We start from the raw sequence: 17,878 nt of genomic DNA, 5'->3' as shown, positions 1-17,878 counted from the left end.
TGCGTCGGCGGCCACCGGGACGGTCGGGCACCCGCTGTCCGTACGGGTTAGAAAACTTCGGGGGCAGGGTTTCCGGAGTTTCCGGAGCCGCCCTCCCGCGCGCGGGCGCCCGAGGAACCGAGGACGCCGCCGGCACCCCTGAGGTAAGCCGTGGAAATTCTGACTGCCGAACGGTCGGCGGCTGGTCCGGACGACCGCCAAACGCGCGCGGACATCCTTCCCACGAGGAACACATCCTCACAGGTCAGGAGTCAACCGAACCGGGGGCAGTCCCGTCCCTGCGCACAGTCCCCGGTGGTGAACCCACTGCCAGGATTCAGTCGTGGGGTAACGGGGGGGTGGTGGGATGAGCGCGTTGAGCGATGAGGAGCTGTTGGTCGAGGTGTGTGCGGCCCTGGATTTCAGGGCGAGGCGGTGGGCCTCTGTCGTTGTGTCTGGGTGAAACGGAGGCCATCGGTTCCGAGCTGGTTGCGGACATGAGTGGCGGTGCGCGGGGCTGCTTCGCGTGGGAACGAGATGGCCGAGGGCCGAGGCGTTGGTGCGCTGCTGGGTGATTGGCATTGAGTGCCCCTGGTGGGGGTGGGGAGGGGGCGTTGGCGGTGGCTGAGGCCGCGGTTCCTTCCGTGGGTCTCAGTGAGTCGTCGAAGCAGGCCCTGGAAGCGTTCACCGGGATGCGGTTGCACCGGTCGAATCTGCCGGTGTTGGCGTACGACCTGAACGCGTTGGAGGTGCTGGCGGATCGGGTGCGGACCCTGTTGGTTCCGGAGCTGATCCAGGTGATCAAGGCGGTTCGGGCGGCGGGAGAGGGTGAGGTCTACGACCGGTTCGTGGCGCAGACCGCTCCGTTCGTGGAGTTGTTGGACGGGGTCGCCGACGTGAAGGTCAACCTGGCTCAGGCGATGCGGGGCTTCCTGAACCAGATGGAGCTGACGGATCGTCAGGCGCTGGTCATGTTCATCTTCATGATGACGGAGTTGGCGGTCGCGTTCGCGATGGCGTTTGTCCTGCCGGTGGAGGCGGCGGCGCACATCGTGAAGACCCGGACGATCATCCAGACGATCCTGCGGTCGTCGATGGTGCGGGCGGCGGCGAGCAGCACGGCGATCCAGATGTTGTTCATGCCGGGGTCGTCGTTGTTGGCGCAGATCAGCATGCTGGCTGATGGTCTGGTGCCGGGGGTCGACTGGGCGCAGGTCGGTAAGCAGGCGTTGTACGGGTTGGCGGTGGCGGGTGTGACCACGGCGGCCGGGCCGGCGTTGGGCCGGTTCGCCGGGGTCGTGGGTGGTGCTCTGGCGAAGTTCGAAGTGTCGGATGCCACGCGTGACCTGCTGACCCGTTTGTGGATGGTGCCGGTGTCGGAGGTCGGCCTGGAGGTGGTCGGCGACGTCGCCGCCAGCTACATGGTCGACGGGACCTACGACCCCGGTGGTCTCGGTATGGCCGTGATTTCCGGGGCGTTGTCGGGGTCGGGTGAGTTGGGCGCGTCCGGGGCGGGGGCCGCTGCGCGTCGCGTGGCTGTCGGTTTGGGGTTCAATCCGACCCGGCCCCGGTGGAACATGCCCGCCGGTACCGGTTTCACCGCCGACGGCAGGCCGGTCGCTCCGGTCACTCCGGCACCGTCCACGTATCAGCCGGAGGTCGACGATCCGGCGGGTGCGGGCTCTGGCGGGCCGGCCCCGGTGCCCGTCCCGCCGGTGCCGGCACCGGCCCTTTCGGCACCGGACCTGTCCGCGCCGGCGTGGTCGGCACCGGACCTGTCCGTGCCGGCGTGGTCGGTGCCGGACCTGCCGGTGCCGTCGTGGTCCGTGCCGAACTTCTCGGTGCCGACGGTGCCGGTGCCGGAGTGGGTAGCGGCCGCTGGTGCGCTGGTGGTGGAGCAGTGGCAGCGGTTCCAGCGGGAACTGGTGGACCACTATGGTGGACTGCTGGCCGGGATGGGGCAGGCGCGGCAGTTCCTGGCCGCGCTTCCCGTGTCGGTTGAGCGGGTGTTCGCCGGGTGGGTCGACGCCCGGCGGGGTGATCGGGCTGTTGCGGCTTTCCTGTCCGCTGTCGCGCTTCCTGTGCCGGTTGAGCGGGTGTTCGCCGGGTGGGTCGACGCCCGGCGGGGTGATCGGGCTGTTGCGGCTTTCCTATCCGCTGCCGCGTTGACCGAGGGGTATCTGACGGGTGTCCGGCAGCGGGCGGTGGCCCGGGTGGTCGAGGCGTTGGCGTTCTCCGGTGGGCGGATCCCGGCCGAGGTGCGGGCGCGGCAGGTGATCGCCGGGCTGCCGGCGGAGTTCGACCGGCAGGCGCTGCGCTCGCTCGCGCACCTGGCCGTTCAACACCACATCGACCAGTACCTCGCCGCCGGCCTACCCACAGGCCCCGGCACGCCGACAGGCGCTGGCACGCCGACAGGCCCCGGCACGCCGACAGGCGCTGGCGTGTCGGGAGGCGCTGGCGTGTCGGGAGGCGCTGGCGTGTCGGGAGGCGCTGGCGTGTCGGGGGGCGTGGGGGCGGTGGTGCCGTCCGCTGGCGTGCTCAGGGCGGTCGAGGGCGGCGTGTGGAGCCAGGTGGACCGTGGGGTCGATGTGATCCTCGGTGCCCCTGCCGTGCTGCCGGGTGTGGTGGCGGGTCCCGACGCCGGGCAGGTCAGTGCCGTGGCGAGGGTGGTCCGGCAGGCGGTTACCGACCTGTCCGCCCGTTTCTCGGCCGTGACGGTCCCCGGTGTCACCGGGGCGGCCGCCGGTGTGGCTACGGTCGATGTCGAGGAAGGCGGGCGTGTCGGCGGGCCGACGGTGCCGGTGATGTCCGAGCGGCACACCGCGGCGGCGGCTGGTCTGGCGCAGGCCCAGTTCACCGCGCTGGCCCGCCGCTACGGTGTCGATCCGGCCGGTCATGCGGCGTTGGTCACCTCGTTCCAGCGGGAGTGGGTGGACGGGTACCACAAGGTGCTCGTGTCGGCCGGCGGCAGCGTGACGCCCGGGACGGCGGATGTGGTCGGGGCCCTCGGTACGGTGCCGGGTGGTGTCGGCTCCCGTGTCGGTGGCATGTCGATCGTCGACGTCGTCAGCGTCGGTGATACGGCGTCGGTCAGTGACGTGTCTGTGGCAAGCGGTGGAGTGTTCAGCCCCGATCTCGGCTCCCGGGACACGGATTCGACCGGTTTCAGGGACTCGGGTTCGATCAGTGGTGTGTCGTTGCTGGACGAGTCGATCAGTGCCGGCTCTGGCGGTCTCGGCGAGCGGGCCGTCGCGGCGACTGGGCCGGCCGTGGAACGAATCCACGATCTCGCCAGCGGCGGCTACGGCCGTGCCAGCGACGCTCAGCTGCGCCGGCTCGCTGCGGACCTCGGTATCCAGGCGGCGTCGCCGGACGGGGTCCTGCCGCGGCTGTTCGAGGTGTCCAGGGATGTCGTCATGGCGGACACGTTCAGCGGTGTGTACTTCGCCGACCCGGTGGTGGCGGATCTGGACGCGGCGGCGGATCGCACGGCGGCGCAGGCGCTGCCGTCGGTGGAGGGATGGTTCACCATCGCCGGGCACCGGAACCTGGCCGAGCGGCTGGCCGACGATCCGGTGCGTCAGGCCTTGTTCCTCCGGATGATCACCGCCTCGCCCGCCTGGCAACACGCCGTCGCGCAGGCGCGACAGCGGGGCGGCGGCATACCTGACATCTTGCTGGTCTGGTGCGACGGGGCATGGCGGGGACCGGGGCAGGCCACCTCCTTCGGTGGATGGTTGCGCACCCAGCTCCGTGCCCGGCGGTTGATGTCGTCCACGCACGAGGTGGACCAGATACCCGGCGAGCTGCGGCCACACGGGGACGAGCCGGTGCGGTCGGTGTTGTTCTCGGATGGTTCGGTGGAGTTGTTCGGGCCGGATCTGGTGGAGGCGGTACGGACCGCGGACATCGTCGAGAACGGTCAGGAACCCGGCGTGCGCTGGCCGGATCAGGAGGACTTCGCCGCCGCTGGCGGCCGGCACCGGTGGGCCGGCAACACCTCAGGCGGGCAGTCGCCCGATCCAGCGGAAGGCGGCGACCCGTCTGGTCCTGGCCCGGTGTCCGCCGCCCAGTGGGTGTGGGGCCCGTCGCGGGATCCAGGGGCGCAGTTGCCGGTGCCGGGCCCTGCCCTCGGACCGGACCACCCGCAGGGTGAGGACCTGTCCTGGCTGGACGACTGGGGTATGTTGCCGATGTCCGGGCTGGTACCTTCCCCGCCGGCGGGCACGGGTCTGCCAGGGCTGCCCGGGCCGTTGGACGACCCGTACGCCCCCACCGCATCGTCCTGGCCGGCAGGGCCGGCCGCGTCGTCCTGGCCGGCGGGGTGGGCGGAACCGGGGTGGCCGGTACCCGGCATGGGCGTGACCGACGGGCACGGTGCGGCGATGTCCACCGACTTCGACCAGCCGAGCATCGACAATCAGGCCAGCGACGGCGGGAACCTCGGCGACTGGGCCGGCGACGGCGGGAACCTCGGCGACTGGGCCACCTACCAGGGGCCGGACATGGACTGGCAGCCATACCTCGCGTCCTGGCCAGCGGTGGCCCGCACCGACGCCGGCACTGTCCACGCCGGCGACACCCTCCATCACCCGGCCGACGAGCCACCCACCACGCCCGCCTCGCCGCAACCCGACCAACCCCAACCCCAACCCCAACCCGCTGCGGGCAGCCGGCGGGTGCGCGACCCGGGCGAGGCCCGGGCGCTGTTCGACCAGCACGCCGGCCACATCGCCACCACAACACGGCAGCGGGAACAGCTGCGGCAGTTGTGGAACGCCCTGATCGACCGGATGGACGACAACGGGATCATCACCGCCAGCGAGTCAACCCTCGCCGAGGCGACATTCACACAGCAGCAGACGGTGCATGCCCGGATCGGGGTATTGCGCGGCAGTGCTCTGCTGCAGCTGGTGCAGGAAGGTCACGGTGGCGTGGCGGCGCGGTACGGGGTGAGCGATCCGGGTCAGCCCCAGCAAGCACCACTGCCGGCCCCTCCCGAAGGCAGCCAGTGGCTGCGCGACCCGGGCGGGGCCCGGGCGCTGTTCGACCAGCACGCCGACCACATCGCCACCACAACACGGCAGCGGGAACAGCTGCGGCAGTTGTGGAACGCCCTGATCGACCGGATGGACGACAACGGGATCATCACCGCCAGCGAGCCAGACCTCGCCGAGGCGACATTCACACTGCAGCCGACGGTGCATAACCGGATCGGGGTATTGCGCGACCGTGGTCTGCTGCAGCGGGTCCAGGAAAGTCGCGGTGGCGGGGCGGCGCGGTACGGGGTGAGCGATCCGGGTCAGCCCCAGCAAGCACCACTGCCGGCCCCTCCCGAAGGCAGCCAGTGGCTGCGCGACCCGGGCGGGGCCCGGGCGCTGTTCGACCAGCACGCCGACCACATCGCCACCACAACACGGCAGCGGGAACAGCTGCGGCAGTTGTGGAACGCCCTGATCGACCGGATGGACGACAACGGGATCATCACCGCCAGCGAGTCAGACCTCGCCGAGGCGACATCCGCACCGCAGCCGACGGTGCATGACCGGATCGGGGTATTGCGCGGCAGTGCTCTGCTGCATCTGGTGCAGGAAGGTCGCGGTGGCGGGGCGGCGCGGTACGGGGTGAGCGATCCGGGTCAGCCCCAGCAAGCACCACTGCCGGCCCCTCCCGAAGGCAGCCAGTGGCTGCGCGACCCGGATGAGGCCCGGGCGCTGTTCGACCAGCACGCCGGCCACATCGCCACCACAACACGGCAGCGGGAACAGCTGCGGCAGTTGTGGAACGCCCTGATCGACCGGATGGACGACAACGGGATCATCACCGCCAGCGAGTCAGACCTCGCCGAGGCGACATTCACACTGCGGCAGACGGTGCATGCCCGGGTCGGGGTATTGCGCGGCAGTGCTCTGCTGCATCTGGTGCAGGAAGGTCGCGGTGGCGGGGCGGCGCGGTACGGGGTGAGCGATCCGGGTCAGCCCCAGCAAGCACCACTGCCGGCCCCTCCCGAAGGCAGCCAGTGGCTGCGCGACCCGGGCGGGGCCCGGGCGCTGTTCGACCAGCACGCCGGCCACATCGCCACCACAACACGGCAGCGGGAACAGCTGCGGCAGTTGTGGAACGCCCTGATCGACCGGATGGACGACAACGGGATCATCACCGCCAGCCTGTCAGACCTCGCCGAGGCGACATCCGCATCGCAGCCGACGGTGCATAACCGGATCGGGGTATTGCGCGACCGTGGTCTGCTGCAGCGGGTCCGGGAAAGTCGCGGTGGCGGGGCGGCGCGGTACGGGGTGAGCGATCCGGGTCAGCCCCGGCAAGCGCCGTTGCCGGGCCCTGCCCTCGGACCGGACCGCCCGCAGGGTGAGGACCTGTCCTGGCTGGACCACGGGGCTACGGTGCCGATGTCCGGGCCTGCACCTGCCTCGCCGGCGGGTACGGGTCTGCCAGGGCTGCCCGGGCCGTTGGACGACCCGGACGCCCCCACCGCGTCGTCCTGGCCGGCGGGGTGGGCGGAACCGGGGTGGCCGGTACCCGGCATGGGCGTGACCGACGGGCACGGTGCGGCGATGTCCACCGACTTCGACCAACCGGGCATCGACGATCAGGCCAGCGACGGCGGGAACCTCGGCGACTGGGCCGGCGAGGGCGGGAACCTCGGCGACTGGGCCACCTACCAGGGGCCGGACATGGACTGGCAGCCATACCTCGCACCCTCCCCAGCGGTGGCCCGCACCGACGCCGGCACTGTCCACGCCGGCGACACCCTCCATCACCCGGCCGACGAGCCACCCACCACGCCCGCCTCGCCGCAACCCGACCAACCCCAACCCCAACCCCAACCCCAACCCCAACCCGCTGCGGGCAGCCGGCGGGTGCGCGACCCGGGCGAGGCCCGGGCGCTGTTCGACCAGCACGCCGACCACATCGCCACCACAACACCGCAGCGGGAACAGCTGCGGCAGTTGTGGAACACCCTGATCGACCGTATGGACGACAACGGGATCATCACCGCCAGCGAGTCAGACCTCGCCGAGGCGACATTCACACTGCAGCAGACGGTGCATAACCGGATCGGGGCATTGCGCGACCGTGGTCTGCTGCAGCTGGTGCAGGAAGGTCGCGGTGGCGGGGCGGCGCGGTACGGGGTGAGCGATCCGGGTCAGCCCCAGCAAGCACCACTGCCGGCCCCTCCCGAAGGCAGCCAGTGGCTGCGCGACCCGGGCGGGGCCCGGGCGCTGTTCGACCAGCACGCCGGCCACATCGCCACCACAACACCGCAGCGGGAACAGCTGCGGCAGTTGTGGAACGCCCTGATCGACCGGATGGACGACAACGGGATCATCACCGCCAGCGAGCCAGACCTCGCCGAGGCGACATTCACACTGCAGCCGACGGTGCATGACCGGATCGGGGTACTGCGCGGCAGTGCTCTGCTGCAGCGGGTCCAGGAAAGTCGCGGTCGCGTGGCGGCGCGGTACGGGGTGAGCGATCCGGGTCAGCCCCGGCAAGCACCACTGCCGGCCCCTCCCGAAGGCAGCCAGTGGCTGCGCGACCCGGATGAGGCCCGGGCGCTGTTCGACCAGCACGCCGGCCACATCGCCCCCACAACACGGCAGCGGGAACAGCTGCGGCAGTTGTGGAACGCCCTGATCGACCGGATGGACGACAACGGGATCATCACCGCCCGCCTGTCAGCCCTCGCCGAGGCGACATCCGCACCGCCGCCGACGGTGCATGCCCGGATCGGGGTATTGCGCGACCGTGGTCTGCTGCAGCGGGTCCGGGAAAGTCGCGGTGGCGGGGCGGCGCGGTACGGGGTGAGCGATCCGGGTCAGCCCCGGCAAGCACCACCACTGCCGGCCCCTCCCGAAGGCAGCCAGTGGCTGCGCGACCCGGATGAGGCCCGGGCGCTGTTCGACCAGCACGCCGACCACATCGCCACCACAACACCGCAGCGGGAACAGCTGCGGCAGTTGTGGAACACCCTGATCGACCGGATGGACGACAACGGGATCATCACCGCCAGCGGGTCAGACCTCGCCGAGGCGACATCCACACCGAAGCAGACGGTGCATAACCGGATCGGGGTATTGCGCGACCGTGGTCTGCTGCAGCTGGTCCGGGAAGGTCGCGGTCGCGTGGCGGCGCGGTACGGGGTGAGCGATCCGGGTCAGCCCCGGCAAGCACCACTGCCGGGCCCTGCCCTCGGACCGGACCACCCGCAGGGTGAGGACCTGTCCTGGCTGGACCCCGGGGCTACGGTGCCGATGTCCGGGCTGGTACCTGCCCCGCCGGCGGGCACGGGTCTGCCAGGGCTGCCCGGGCCGTTGGACGACCCGGACGCCCCCACCGCGTCGTCCTGGCCGGCGGGGTGGGCGGAACCGGGGTGGCCGGTACCCGGCATGGGCGTGACCGACGGGCACGGTGCGGCGATGTCCACCGACTTCGACCAACCGGGCATCGACGATCAGGCCAGCGACGGCGGGAACCTCGGCGACTGGGCCGGCGACGGCGGGAACCTCGGCGACTGGGCCACCTACCAGGGGCCGGACATGGACTGGCAGCCATCCCTCGCGTCCTGGCCAGCGGTGGCCCGCACCGACGCCGGCACTGTCCACGCCGGCGACACCCTCCATCACCCGGCCGACGAGCCACCCACCACGCCCGCCTCGCCGCAACCCGACCAACCCCAACCCCAACCCCAACCCGCTGCGGGCAGCCGGCGGGTGCGCGACCCGGGCGAGGCCCGGGCGCTGTTCGACCAGCACGCCGGCCACATCGCCACCACAACGCGGCAGCGGGAACAGCTGCGGCAGTTGTGGAACGCCCTGATCGACCATATGGACGACAACGGGATCATCACCGCCAGCGAGTCAGCCCTCGCCGAGGCGACATTCACACCGCGGCAGACGGTGCATGCCCGGATCGGGGTATTGCGCGGCAGTGCTCTGCTGCAGCTGGTCCAGGAAGGTCGCGGTGGCGGGGCGGCGCGGTACGGGGTGAGCGATCCGGGTCAGCCCCAGCAAGCACCACTGCCGGCCCCTCCCGAAGGCAGCCAGTGGCTGCGCGACCCGGGCGGGGCCCGGGCGCTGTTCGACCAGCACGCCGACCACATCGCCACCACAACACCGCAGCGGGAACAGCTGCGGCAGTTGTGGAACGCCCTGATCGACCGGATGGACGACAACGGGATCATCACCGCCAGCCTGTCAGACCTCGCCGAGGCGACATCCGCACCGCAGCGGACGGTGCATGCCCGGATCGGGGTATTGCGCGACCGTGGTCTGCTGCAGCTGGTCCGGGAAGGTCGCGGTCGCGTGGCGGCGCGGTACGGGGTGAGCGATCCGGGTCAGCCCCGGCAAGCACCGTTGCCGGGCCCTGCCCTCGGACCGGACCGCCCGCAGGGTGAGGACCTGTCCTGGCTGGACCACGGGGCTACGGTGCCGATGTCCGGGCTGGTACCTGCCTCGCCGGCGGGCACGGGTCTGCCTGGGCTGCCCGGGCCGTTGGACGACCCGGACGCCCCCACCGCGTCGTCCTGGCCGGCGGGGTGGGCGGAACCGGGGTGGGCGGAACCGGGGTGGCCGGTACCCGGCATGGGCGTGACCGACGGGCACGGTGCGGCGATGTCCACCGACTTCGACCAGCCGGGCATCGACGATCAGGCCAGCGACGGCGGGAACCTCGGCGACTGGGCCACCTACGAGGTGGACCCAGCCCGTTCGCTCGATGTGGACCCGGCCGATCTGCTCTATCTGCTTGAGGCCGTGGGCACGGAACCCGACCCCGCGCCGCAACCGATGGATCCGCCCCGGCCGCAGGCCCCGCCCGGCCCGGCATCATGGTCGCCGCCCAACGGCGACCAGCCCAGCCAGTTCCCAGGGACTCAGTCGTTCCCGCCCGGACCGGGCATGCAGGATCCGGCACCTCAGTCGCCGATGTCCGGGCTGGTACCTGCCTCGCCGGCGGGCACGGGTCTGCCAGGGCTGCCCGGGCCGTTGGACGACCCGGACGCCCCCACCGCGTCGTCCTGGCCGGCGGGGTGGGCGGAACCGGGGTGGGCGGAACCGGGGTGGCCGGTACCCGGCATGGGCGTGACCGACGGGCACGGTGCGGCGATGTCCACCGACTTCGACCAGCCGGGCATCGACGATCAGGCCAGCGACGGCGGGAACCTCGGCGACTGGGCCGGCGAGGGCGGGAACCTCGGCGACTGGGCCACCTACGAGGTGGACCCAGCCCGTTCGCTCGATGTGGACCCGGCCGATCTGCTCTATCCGTTTGAGGCCGTGGGCACGGAACCCGACCCCGCGCCGCAACCGATGGATCCGCCCCGGCCGCAGGCCCCGCCCGGCCCGGCATCATGGTCGCCGCCCAACGGCGACCAGCCCAGCCAGTTCCCAGGGACTCAGTCGTTCCCGCCCGGACCGGGCATGCAGGATCCGGCACCTCAGTCGCCGATGTCCGGGCTGGTACCTGCCTCGCCGGCGGGCACGGGTCTGCCAGGGCTGCCCGGGCCGTTGGACGACCCGGACGCCCCCACCGCGTCGTCCTGGCCGGCGGGGTGGGCGCAACCGGGGTGGCCGGTACCCGGCATGGGCGTGACCGACGGGCACGGTGCGGCGATGTCCACCGACTTCGACCAGCCGGGCATCGACGATCAGGCCAGCGACGGCGGGAACCTCGGCGACTGGGCCGGCGAGGGCGGGAACCTCGGCGACTGGGCCACCTACGAGATGGACCCAGCCCGTTCGCTCGATGTGGACCCGGCCGATCTGCTCTACCTGCTTGAGGCCGTGGGCACGGAACCCGACCCCGGGCCGCAACCGATGGATCCGCCCCGGCCGCAGGCCCCGCCCGGCCCGACATCATGGTCGCCGCCCAACGGCGACCAGCCCAGCCAGTCCCCAGGAACTCAGTCGTTCCCGCCCGGACCGGGCATGCAGGATCCGGCACCTCAGTCGCCGATGTCCGGGCTGGTACCTGCCCCGCCGGCGGGTACGGGTCTGCCAGGGCTGCCCGGGCCGTTGGACGACCCGGACGCCCCCACCGCGTCGTCCTGGCCGGCGGGGTGGGCGCAACCGGGGTGGCCGGTACCCGGCATGGGCGTGACCGACGGGCACGGTGCGGCGATGTCCACCGACTTCGACCAGCCGGGCATCGACGATCAGGCCAGCGACGGCGGGAACCTCGGCGACTGGGCCGGCGAGGGCGGGAACCTCGGCGACTGGGCCACCTACGAGGTGGACCCAGCCGGTTCGCTCGATGTGGGCCCGGCCGATCTGCTCTATCCGTTTGAGGCCGTGGGCACGGAACCCGACCCCGCGCCGCAACCGATGGATCCGCCCCGGCCGCAGGCCCCGCCCGGCCCGGCATCATGGTCGCCGCCCAACGGCGACCAGCCCAGCCAGTTCCCAGGGACTCAGTCGTTCCCGCCCGGACCGGGCATGCAGGATCCGGCACCTCAGTCGCCGATGTCCGGGCTGGTACCTGCCTCGCCGGCGGGCACGGGTCTGCCAGGGCTGCCCGGGCCGTTGGACGACCCGGACGCCCCCACCGCGTCGTCCTGGCCGGCGGGGTGGGCGCAACCGGGGTGGCCGGTACCCGGCATGGGCGTGACCGACGGGCACGGTGCGGCGATGTCCACCGACTTCGACCAGCCGGGCATCGACGATCAGGCCAGCGACGGCGGGAACCTCGGCGACTGGGCCGGCGAGGGCGGGAACCTCGGCGACTGGGCCGGCGAGGGCGGGAACCTCGGCGACTGGGCCGGCGAGGGCGGGAACCTCGGCGACTGGGCCACCTACGAGGTGGACCCAGCCGGTTCGCTCGATGTGGGCCCGGCCGATCTGCTCTATCCGTTTGAGGCCGTGGGCACGGAACCCGACCCCGCGCCGCAACCGATGGATCCGCCCCGGCCGCAGGCCCCGCCCGGCCCGGCATCATGGTCGCCGCCCAACGGCGACCAGCCCAGCCAGTTCCCAGGGACTCAGTCGTTCCCGCCCGGACCGGGCATGCAGGATCCGGCACCTCAGTCGCCGATGTCCGGGCCTGCACCTGCCCCGCCGGCGGGCACGGGTCTGCCAGGGCTGCCCGGGCCGTTGGACGACCCGGACGCCCCCACCGCGTCGTCCTGGCCGGCGGTGGCCCGCACCGACGCCGGCACCGGCACCGGCACCGGCACCGGCACCGGCACCGGCACCGGCGACACCCTCCATCACCCGGCCGACGAGCCACCCACCACGCCCGCCGCGCCGCAACCCGACCAACCCCAACCCCAACCCGCTGCGGGCAGCCGGTGGGTGCGCGAGCCGGGCGAGGCCCGGGCGCTGTTCGACCAGCACGCCGACCACATCGCCACCACAACACGGCAGCGGGAACAGCTGCGGCAGTTGTGGAACGCCCTGATCGACCGGATGGACGACAACGGGATCATCACCGCCAGCGGGCCAGACCTCGCCGAGGCGACATCCGCGCAGCAGCCGACGGTGCATGACCGGATCGGGGTATTGCGCGACGGTGGTCTGCTGCAGCGGGTCCGGGAAAGTCGCGGTCGCGTGGCGGCGCGGTACGGGGTGAGCGATCCGGGTCAGCCCCGGCAAGCACCACTGCCGGCCCTTCCCGCAGGCAGCCAGTGGCTGCGCGACCCGGGCGGGGCCCGGGCGCTGTTCGACCAGCACGCCGGCCACATCGCCACCACAACACGGCAGCGGGAACAGCTGCGGCAGTTGTGGAACGCCCTGATCGACCGGATGGACGACAACGGGATCATCACCGCCAGCGAGTCAGCCCTCGCCGAGGCGACATCCGCACCGCAGCCGACGGTGCATCACCGGATCGGGGCATTGCGCGACCGTGGTCTGCTGCAGCGGGTCCAGGAAAGTCGCGGTGGCGGGGCGGCACGGTACGGGGTGAGCGATCCGGGTCAGCCCCGGCAAGCACCGCTGCCGGGCCCTGCCCTCGGACCGGACCGCCCGCAGGGTGAGGACCTGTCCTGGCTGGACCACGGGGCTACGGTGCCGATGTCCGGGCCAAATATTTGATCTTGCAGGTAGCAAGGCGGACCCGGTCCCCTGGCGTTGTCCGGGTACGGGGTTGAGGAAGATCGATCAGCCTGCTTAGCGTTGTTTTTGGTCTGGAAACTACAACCGCCGCGTATTCGATCTGATGCGAATACAAGACAGTTCGCGTGCGAACTGCGGCTGAGGTTTGCGCTGCTGGTCGCGTGAGTAGCGGTTTCGCCGGCTGTAGACCTCGTGGATGCGGTTCCTTGCTGCAAGGGTGCGAATCCGCCCCTCCTGACCTGCACGTTTGACAAGCGTGTCGCATTGGATGCGAAGATCTCGCATCCAATGCGAGTGGCGGGAGGTCACTGTCGGTGGACGTGGAACGCGCCGCGCCGGGATCGGCGGCCCTGCAACTGGCCGACGGTGTGCGACTGCTGCGACCGGACGAGCAGGTCTTCACCGCGATGCTCGACGGGTGGCGTAACCAGCAACTCGCGCGGAACCTGTCCTTCGGCACCGTGGAGAGCCGGCAGCGGGCGGTGCGGGCGTTCGCCGAGCACGCGCAGGCGTTGCCGTGGCGGTGGACTCCGCAGCTGGTCGACGAGTGGTGCACCGATCTGCGGGCTGTGCGCCGGGTGCGCCGCTCGACGCTGCGTGGCTATCAGGAGGCGGTCCGGCTGTTCTGCGCGTACCTGACTGATCCGGCCTACGGCTGGGTCGGTGAGTGCGAGAAGCGCTTCGGTACGCACCCGGTGCAGGTGGGCCACGAGTGGAACGCCGCCGTTCACGTCGCCGCGGCCGAGGGCGACCCGGCCAAGCGCGCGTTCACGCTCGACGAGATGCAGGCCCTGCTGGACTACGCCGACGAGCAGGTCACCCGGATCCGGGCGGCCGGGCGCAAAGGCTGGCTGCCGGCGTTCCGCGACGCCACCCTTGTTCAAGGTTGCCTACGGCTACGGGCTGCGGCGCAACGAGACCCGGATGCTCGACGTGGCCGACTTCGGCCGCAATCCGCACGCCGACGAGTTCGGCGAGTACGGCGTGCTCTACGTGCGCCACGGCAAGGCGATGAAGGGCTCGCCGCCGAAACGGCGCAGTGTGCTGACCGTCTGGGCATGGGTGCCGGAGGTCCTCGCCGAGTGGGTCGAGGAGATCCGGCCGCTGCTGGCCGTCGAGGGCAACCCTGCGCTGTGGCCCTCGGAGCGGGTGTCACGGGTCGGACTGGCCCAGCTCAACGCGCGGCTGTCGGCCTACCGTGACGCCCTCGGCCTGGACGCCGCGCTGGACTTCCATTCCCTGCGCCGCTCGTATGTCACTCACCTGATCGAGGCCGGTTGGGATCCGTTGTTCGTGCAGCAGCAGGTCGGTCACGAACACGCCTCCACCACGGCGATCTACACCTGCGTGTCGTCGGACTTCCGCACCCGCACGTTGCGGCAGGCTCTCGACGCGACCATGAACGCGGCACTACGACCGGCACGGAGGGCCCGATGAGTATGAAACGCCAGGTCAGCTACCGGTGGCGGCTGCGGGAGATGATGGCCGCCCGCGGCGTGTTCACCGCCACCGAACTGGTGCCGTTGCTGCACGAACGCGGCATCGACCTGTCCTCCTCCCAGGTTCACCGTCTCGTCACCGGCACACCCGAGCGGCTGTCGCTGCCAGTGCTGGCCGCGCTGTGCGACATTTTGGAGGTCACCCCCGCCGACCTGGTCGTCACGACGGCGGCCAACGTCGCGCCGCGCAAGGCGGTCGCTGGCGCCGCCCCGGCGCCGGTGGACCTGGCCACGGTCCGGCCCCGCCGGGCCCGCGTGCGCCCCGACTGATGGACCGCCCCTACGCCACCGCCGAGCAGTACGAACGCTGGTTCGTCCGCGACTGCGCCCGCTGCGGCCGCCGAAGCAGTTCCACCGCCCGGTGGCCCGACGGGCAGGTCTGCCGCACCTGCCAGGACCGGGCGTTCCGCGCCCACGGTCGCTGCCCCGGCTGCGGCGACGACCGGGTCCTGGCCGGACGGCGCACCGAGGACCAAGCTCCGATCTGCACCAGCTGCGCCGGATTCTCCATCTCGTATGCCTGCGCCGAGTGCGGGCAGGAGGGCAAGCTGCACGCCGGCCGCCGTTGCACCCGCTGCACGTTCACCCGGCGCGTCGCCGAACTCCTCGACGACGGCACCGGCCGCATCCGCCCTGAGCTGGCACCGCTGACCGAGCTGCTGACCAGCATGAACAACCCGCTCACCGGCCTGGCCTGGATCTCTTCCCGGCACGGCCGCTGCGCCCCGGCCGCTGATCTGCTACGAGGTCTGGGCTGCGGTGACATCGAACTGAGCCACGACGCGTTCCACCGTCTGCAACCATGGCGGGCCGCCGCTCACCTGCGGGAACTGCTCATGCAGTGCGGTGTCCTGCCCCTGATCGACAAGCAGATCCTGCTGTTCGACAGATGGTTGCTCGAGCAACCTGGACACCACCACCGACGCCGAACAGCGCCGACTGCTGCGCCAGTACACCACCTGGTATCTGATGCCCTGGCTGCGCCGCCGCGCCGAACGCGGGCCCGTGAGCCGCCACACCCGCAGCGAACTCGGGCAGCAAGTCTTGCGGGTTGGTGACTTCCTCGCCGGGATCCAGGAGCAGGGACTCACCCTTGCCCGGCTCCGGCAGGACGACCTGGACCACTGGATCGTCACCCACCAGCCGCGTCAGCGGCAGCTCCTCAAACCGTTCCTCACGTGGGCCGCCAACGCTGGACACATGCCGCGGCTACACGTTGCTCCGCACCGGTCCGGCCAGCGATCCCCGATCACGCAGCACCGACGCATCGGACTACTGCGCAAGCTGATCACCGACGACACCGGCGAGCTCCGCGCCCGCGTCGCCGCGATCCTTCTCCTGCTCTACGCCCAACCGCTCGGCCGCATCCTGCGCCTGACCATCGACGACATCGACACCACCGGCTCCGACGTCCTGCTCCGGTTGGGCGACCCGCCGACGCCGGTCCCGGAACCTGTCGCCGAACTATTGCTGACGCTACGTGACCAGCGCACCAACATGCGCACCGCCACGAACCGCGACGCCCGCTGGTTGTTCCCCGGCCGCCGCGCCGGCCAACCGTTGACCACCCGCACGATCGCCCCACTCATCCGCGACCTCGGCGTCCCCACCGTTCCCGGCCGCCTGGCCGCACTGCACCAACTCGTCCTCCAATCCCCGGCACCGGTCGTCGCCCAGGCCCTCGGCTTCCACCACACCACCACCCACCGCCACCACGCCGCTGCCGGTGGAACCTGGAACCGCTACAGCCCTAGCCGCAACACACTGTGATCAGCGGACAGGGAATACAGGACAGTCGGATTACCGCACCCTGCCAGTCGGGCGGTCCTACTTGGCCGGGGCCGGCTGGCATGGGAGATGGCGCGATGAGCGAGGACGTGGTCCGGGCGGCTACGGAAATCCCACTCAGGCACCACGCTGCTGCCCCCCGGGATCGGCGGGCAGCAGCGGTCAGGAAACTAAGTGCTTCAGTTCGCAAGTCCTTCGGGGGTTGACGGTTCGGTGCTTGGATGCGGCCAGTCGGTGATCGGGCTGATGAGGACGTCGCAGACGAAGTCGAGTGCTTCTTCGGTGGTGCCGCTGAACCAGTACTGGTCTTCGTAGCTGTTGTTACTGGCCCGGTAAGTGGCGAGGCTCCAGCGGTGGGCGGATCCGCTGTAGCGCAGTCGCATCACCGGCAGTTGCTGGCCGCCGGTCAACTCGACGGTGACGTAGGCGAACTGACCCTGGTAGCGCACGTGCACCGCGGCCAACTGCGGCCAGTTCGCCCTGGCCCGTGCCCGCAGTCGCTGCGGCAGGGACGTCTTCGTGGAGGCAGGGATGACCGGCATAGGTTCACATCCTGCCGCCTCCGGCGTGTCCTGTCGGGTTGCGGCCCGCCTGACCGGCATCCTCGACCAGCCCTGAACGAGATCATCTCCAACGGAAGCTGGCCGGTGCCTGCCCCTCACGCTCGCCCGATTACCCTGACCGCCGCCGAACGGCGCGGGCTCACCGCTCTGGCCTACTCCCACACCGCCGCATATCAGCAGGTCGTCCGGGCCCGGATCGTCTGCGATGCGGCCCGTGGGCACTCCAACGCCGCGATCGCCCGCCGACACGACCTCACCGTTGATACCGTGCGGCGCTGGCGCGGCCGGTTCGCCGACGAAGGCCTCGCCGGCCTCACCGACCGGCCCCGCCCGGGACGGCCACCACGGTTCACGCCGGTCCAGGTCGCCGAGGTCAAAGCCCTGGCCTGCCAGTTGCCGGCCGAGACCGGCACACCACTGTCGAAGTGGACGTGCCCGGACCTGGCCGCTGAAGCCGTCGACCGGGGCATCGTCGCGGCGATCTCGGCGTCCACCATCCGCCGGATCCTGGCCCGCGACACGCTCAAGCCCTGGCAGCACCAGTCCTGGATCTTCATCCGCGACCCGCAGTTCGCCGTCAAAGCCGCCCGCGTGCTCGGCCTCTACGCCCGCACGTTCGACGGCGTCCCGCTCGGCGATGACGAGTACGTGATCTCCAGCGACGAGAAGACCAGCATCCAGGCCCGCTGCCGCTGCCACCCCACCCTGGCACCCGGCGTCGCCCGGATGATGCGGGTCAACCACTTACGCCCCGAACCACTAAGTACGGGTCATCGGGCATGAGGTCGCGTACGTCGCCTGGTTCTGTCTGCCGTGCGGTGGGCTGCCGGTCACGCCACGTGCAGAACCCCGACTGATTCAACCCGCGCGCCCGGCAGGTCACCGCGTGCGGCACGGCGTGCTCGGTCCTCTGGGAGGAGGCGATGAACGCCGCGACACCCACGTCGTCGCCTCCTGGGGAGCACCGCATGCAACC

6 protein-coding genes and 1 pseudogene are annotated in these 17,878 nt (G+C 71.3%); 6 read left to right on the top strand and 1 reads right to left on the bottom strand.

Features of this window, described 5'->3' with window-relative positions; genetic code table 11:
• Positions 1-623 precede the first annotated feature (623 nt).
• The 5 genes and pseudogenes from GA0074694_RS19835 (at position 624) to GA0074694_RS31805 (ending at position 16,321) form a co-directional block, all read left to right on the top strand.
• Positions 624-13,031, top strand: coding sequence for a hypothetical protein (locus tag GA0074694_RS19835; RefSeq protein ID WP_091460572.1), 12,408 nt, complete (start codon positions 624-626; stop codon positions 13,029-13,031).
• Between the two features lie 428 nt (positions 13,032-13,459).
• Positions 13,460-14,489: pseudogene (locus GA0074694_RS19830) on the top strand (tyrosine-type recombinase/integrase).
• A complete protein-coding gene (locus GA0074694_RS19825; RefSeq protein WP_091460570.1) occupies positions 14,486-14,821 on the top strand; it encodes a helix-turn-helix domain-containing protein in 336 nt (111 codons plus the stop codon). Before GA0074694_RS19830 ends, GA0074694_RS19825 begins: the two are co-directional and overlap by 4 nt.
• Positions 14,821-15,609, top strand: coding sequence for a hypothetical protein (locus GA0074694_RS33045; RefSeq protein WP_245714809.1), 789 nt, complete (start codon positions 14,821-14,823; stop codon positions 15,607-15,609). The genes GA0074694_RS19825 and GA0074694_RS33045 overlap by 1 nt, the downstream gene beginning before the upstream one ends.
• Positions 15,596-16,321: a site-specific integrase gene (locus tag GA0074694_RS31805; protein WP_176738020.1), complete on the top strand. Its 726-nt coding sequence runs from the start codon at positions 15,596-15,598 to the stop codon at positions 16,319-16,321. The genes GA0074694_RS33045 and GA0074694_RS31805 overlap by 14 nt, the downstream gene beginning before the upstream one ends.
• A gap of 197 nt (positions 16,322-16,518) precedes the next feature.
• Here GA0074694_RS31805 and GA0074694_RS19815 read toward each other — a convergent pair whose 3' ends face one another.
• On the bottom strand, positions 16,519-16,881 hold the full coding sequence (locus tag GA0074694_RS19815; RefSeq protein WP_176738019.1) for a hypothetical protein: 363 nt from the start codon (positions 16,879-16,881) through the stop codon (positions 16,519-16,521).
• 105 nt (positions 16,882-16,986) lie between these two features.
• Here GA0074694_RS19815 and GA0074694_RS19810 point away from each other — a divergent pair, with 105 nt between their 5' ends.
• Positions 16,987-17,685, top strand: coding sequence for a helix-turn-helix domain-containing protein (locus GA0074694_RS19810; protein WP_218105737.1), 699 nt, complete (start codon positions 16,987-16,989; stop codon positions 17,683-17,685).
• Positions 17,686-17,878: the final 193 nt, after the last annotated feature.

Source organism: Micromonospora inyonensis (assembly GCF_900091415.1).
Classification (GTDB): domain Bacteria; phylum Actinomycetota; class Actinomycetes; order Mycobacteriales; family Micromonosporaceae; genus Micromonospora; species Micromonospora inyonensis.
The sequence above is the reverse complement of the archived record's forward strand: the minus strand, read 5'-3'. Positions and strand labels throughout refer to the sequence as shown.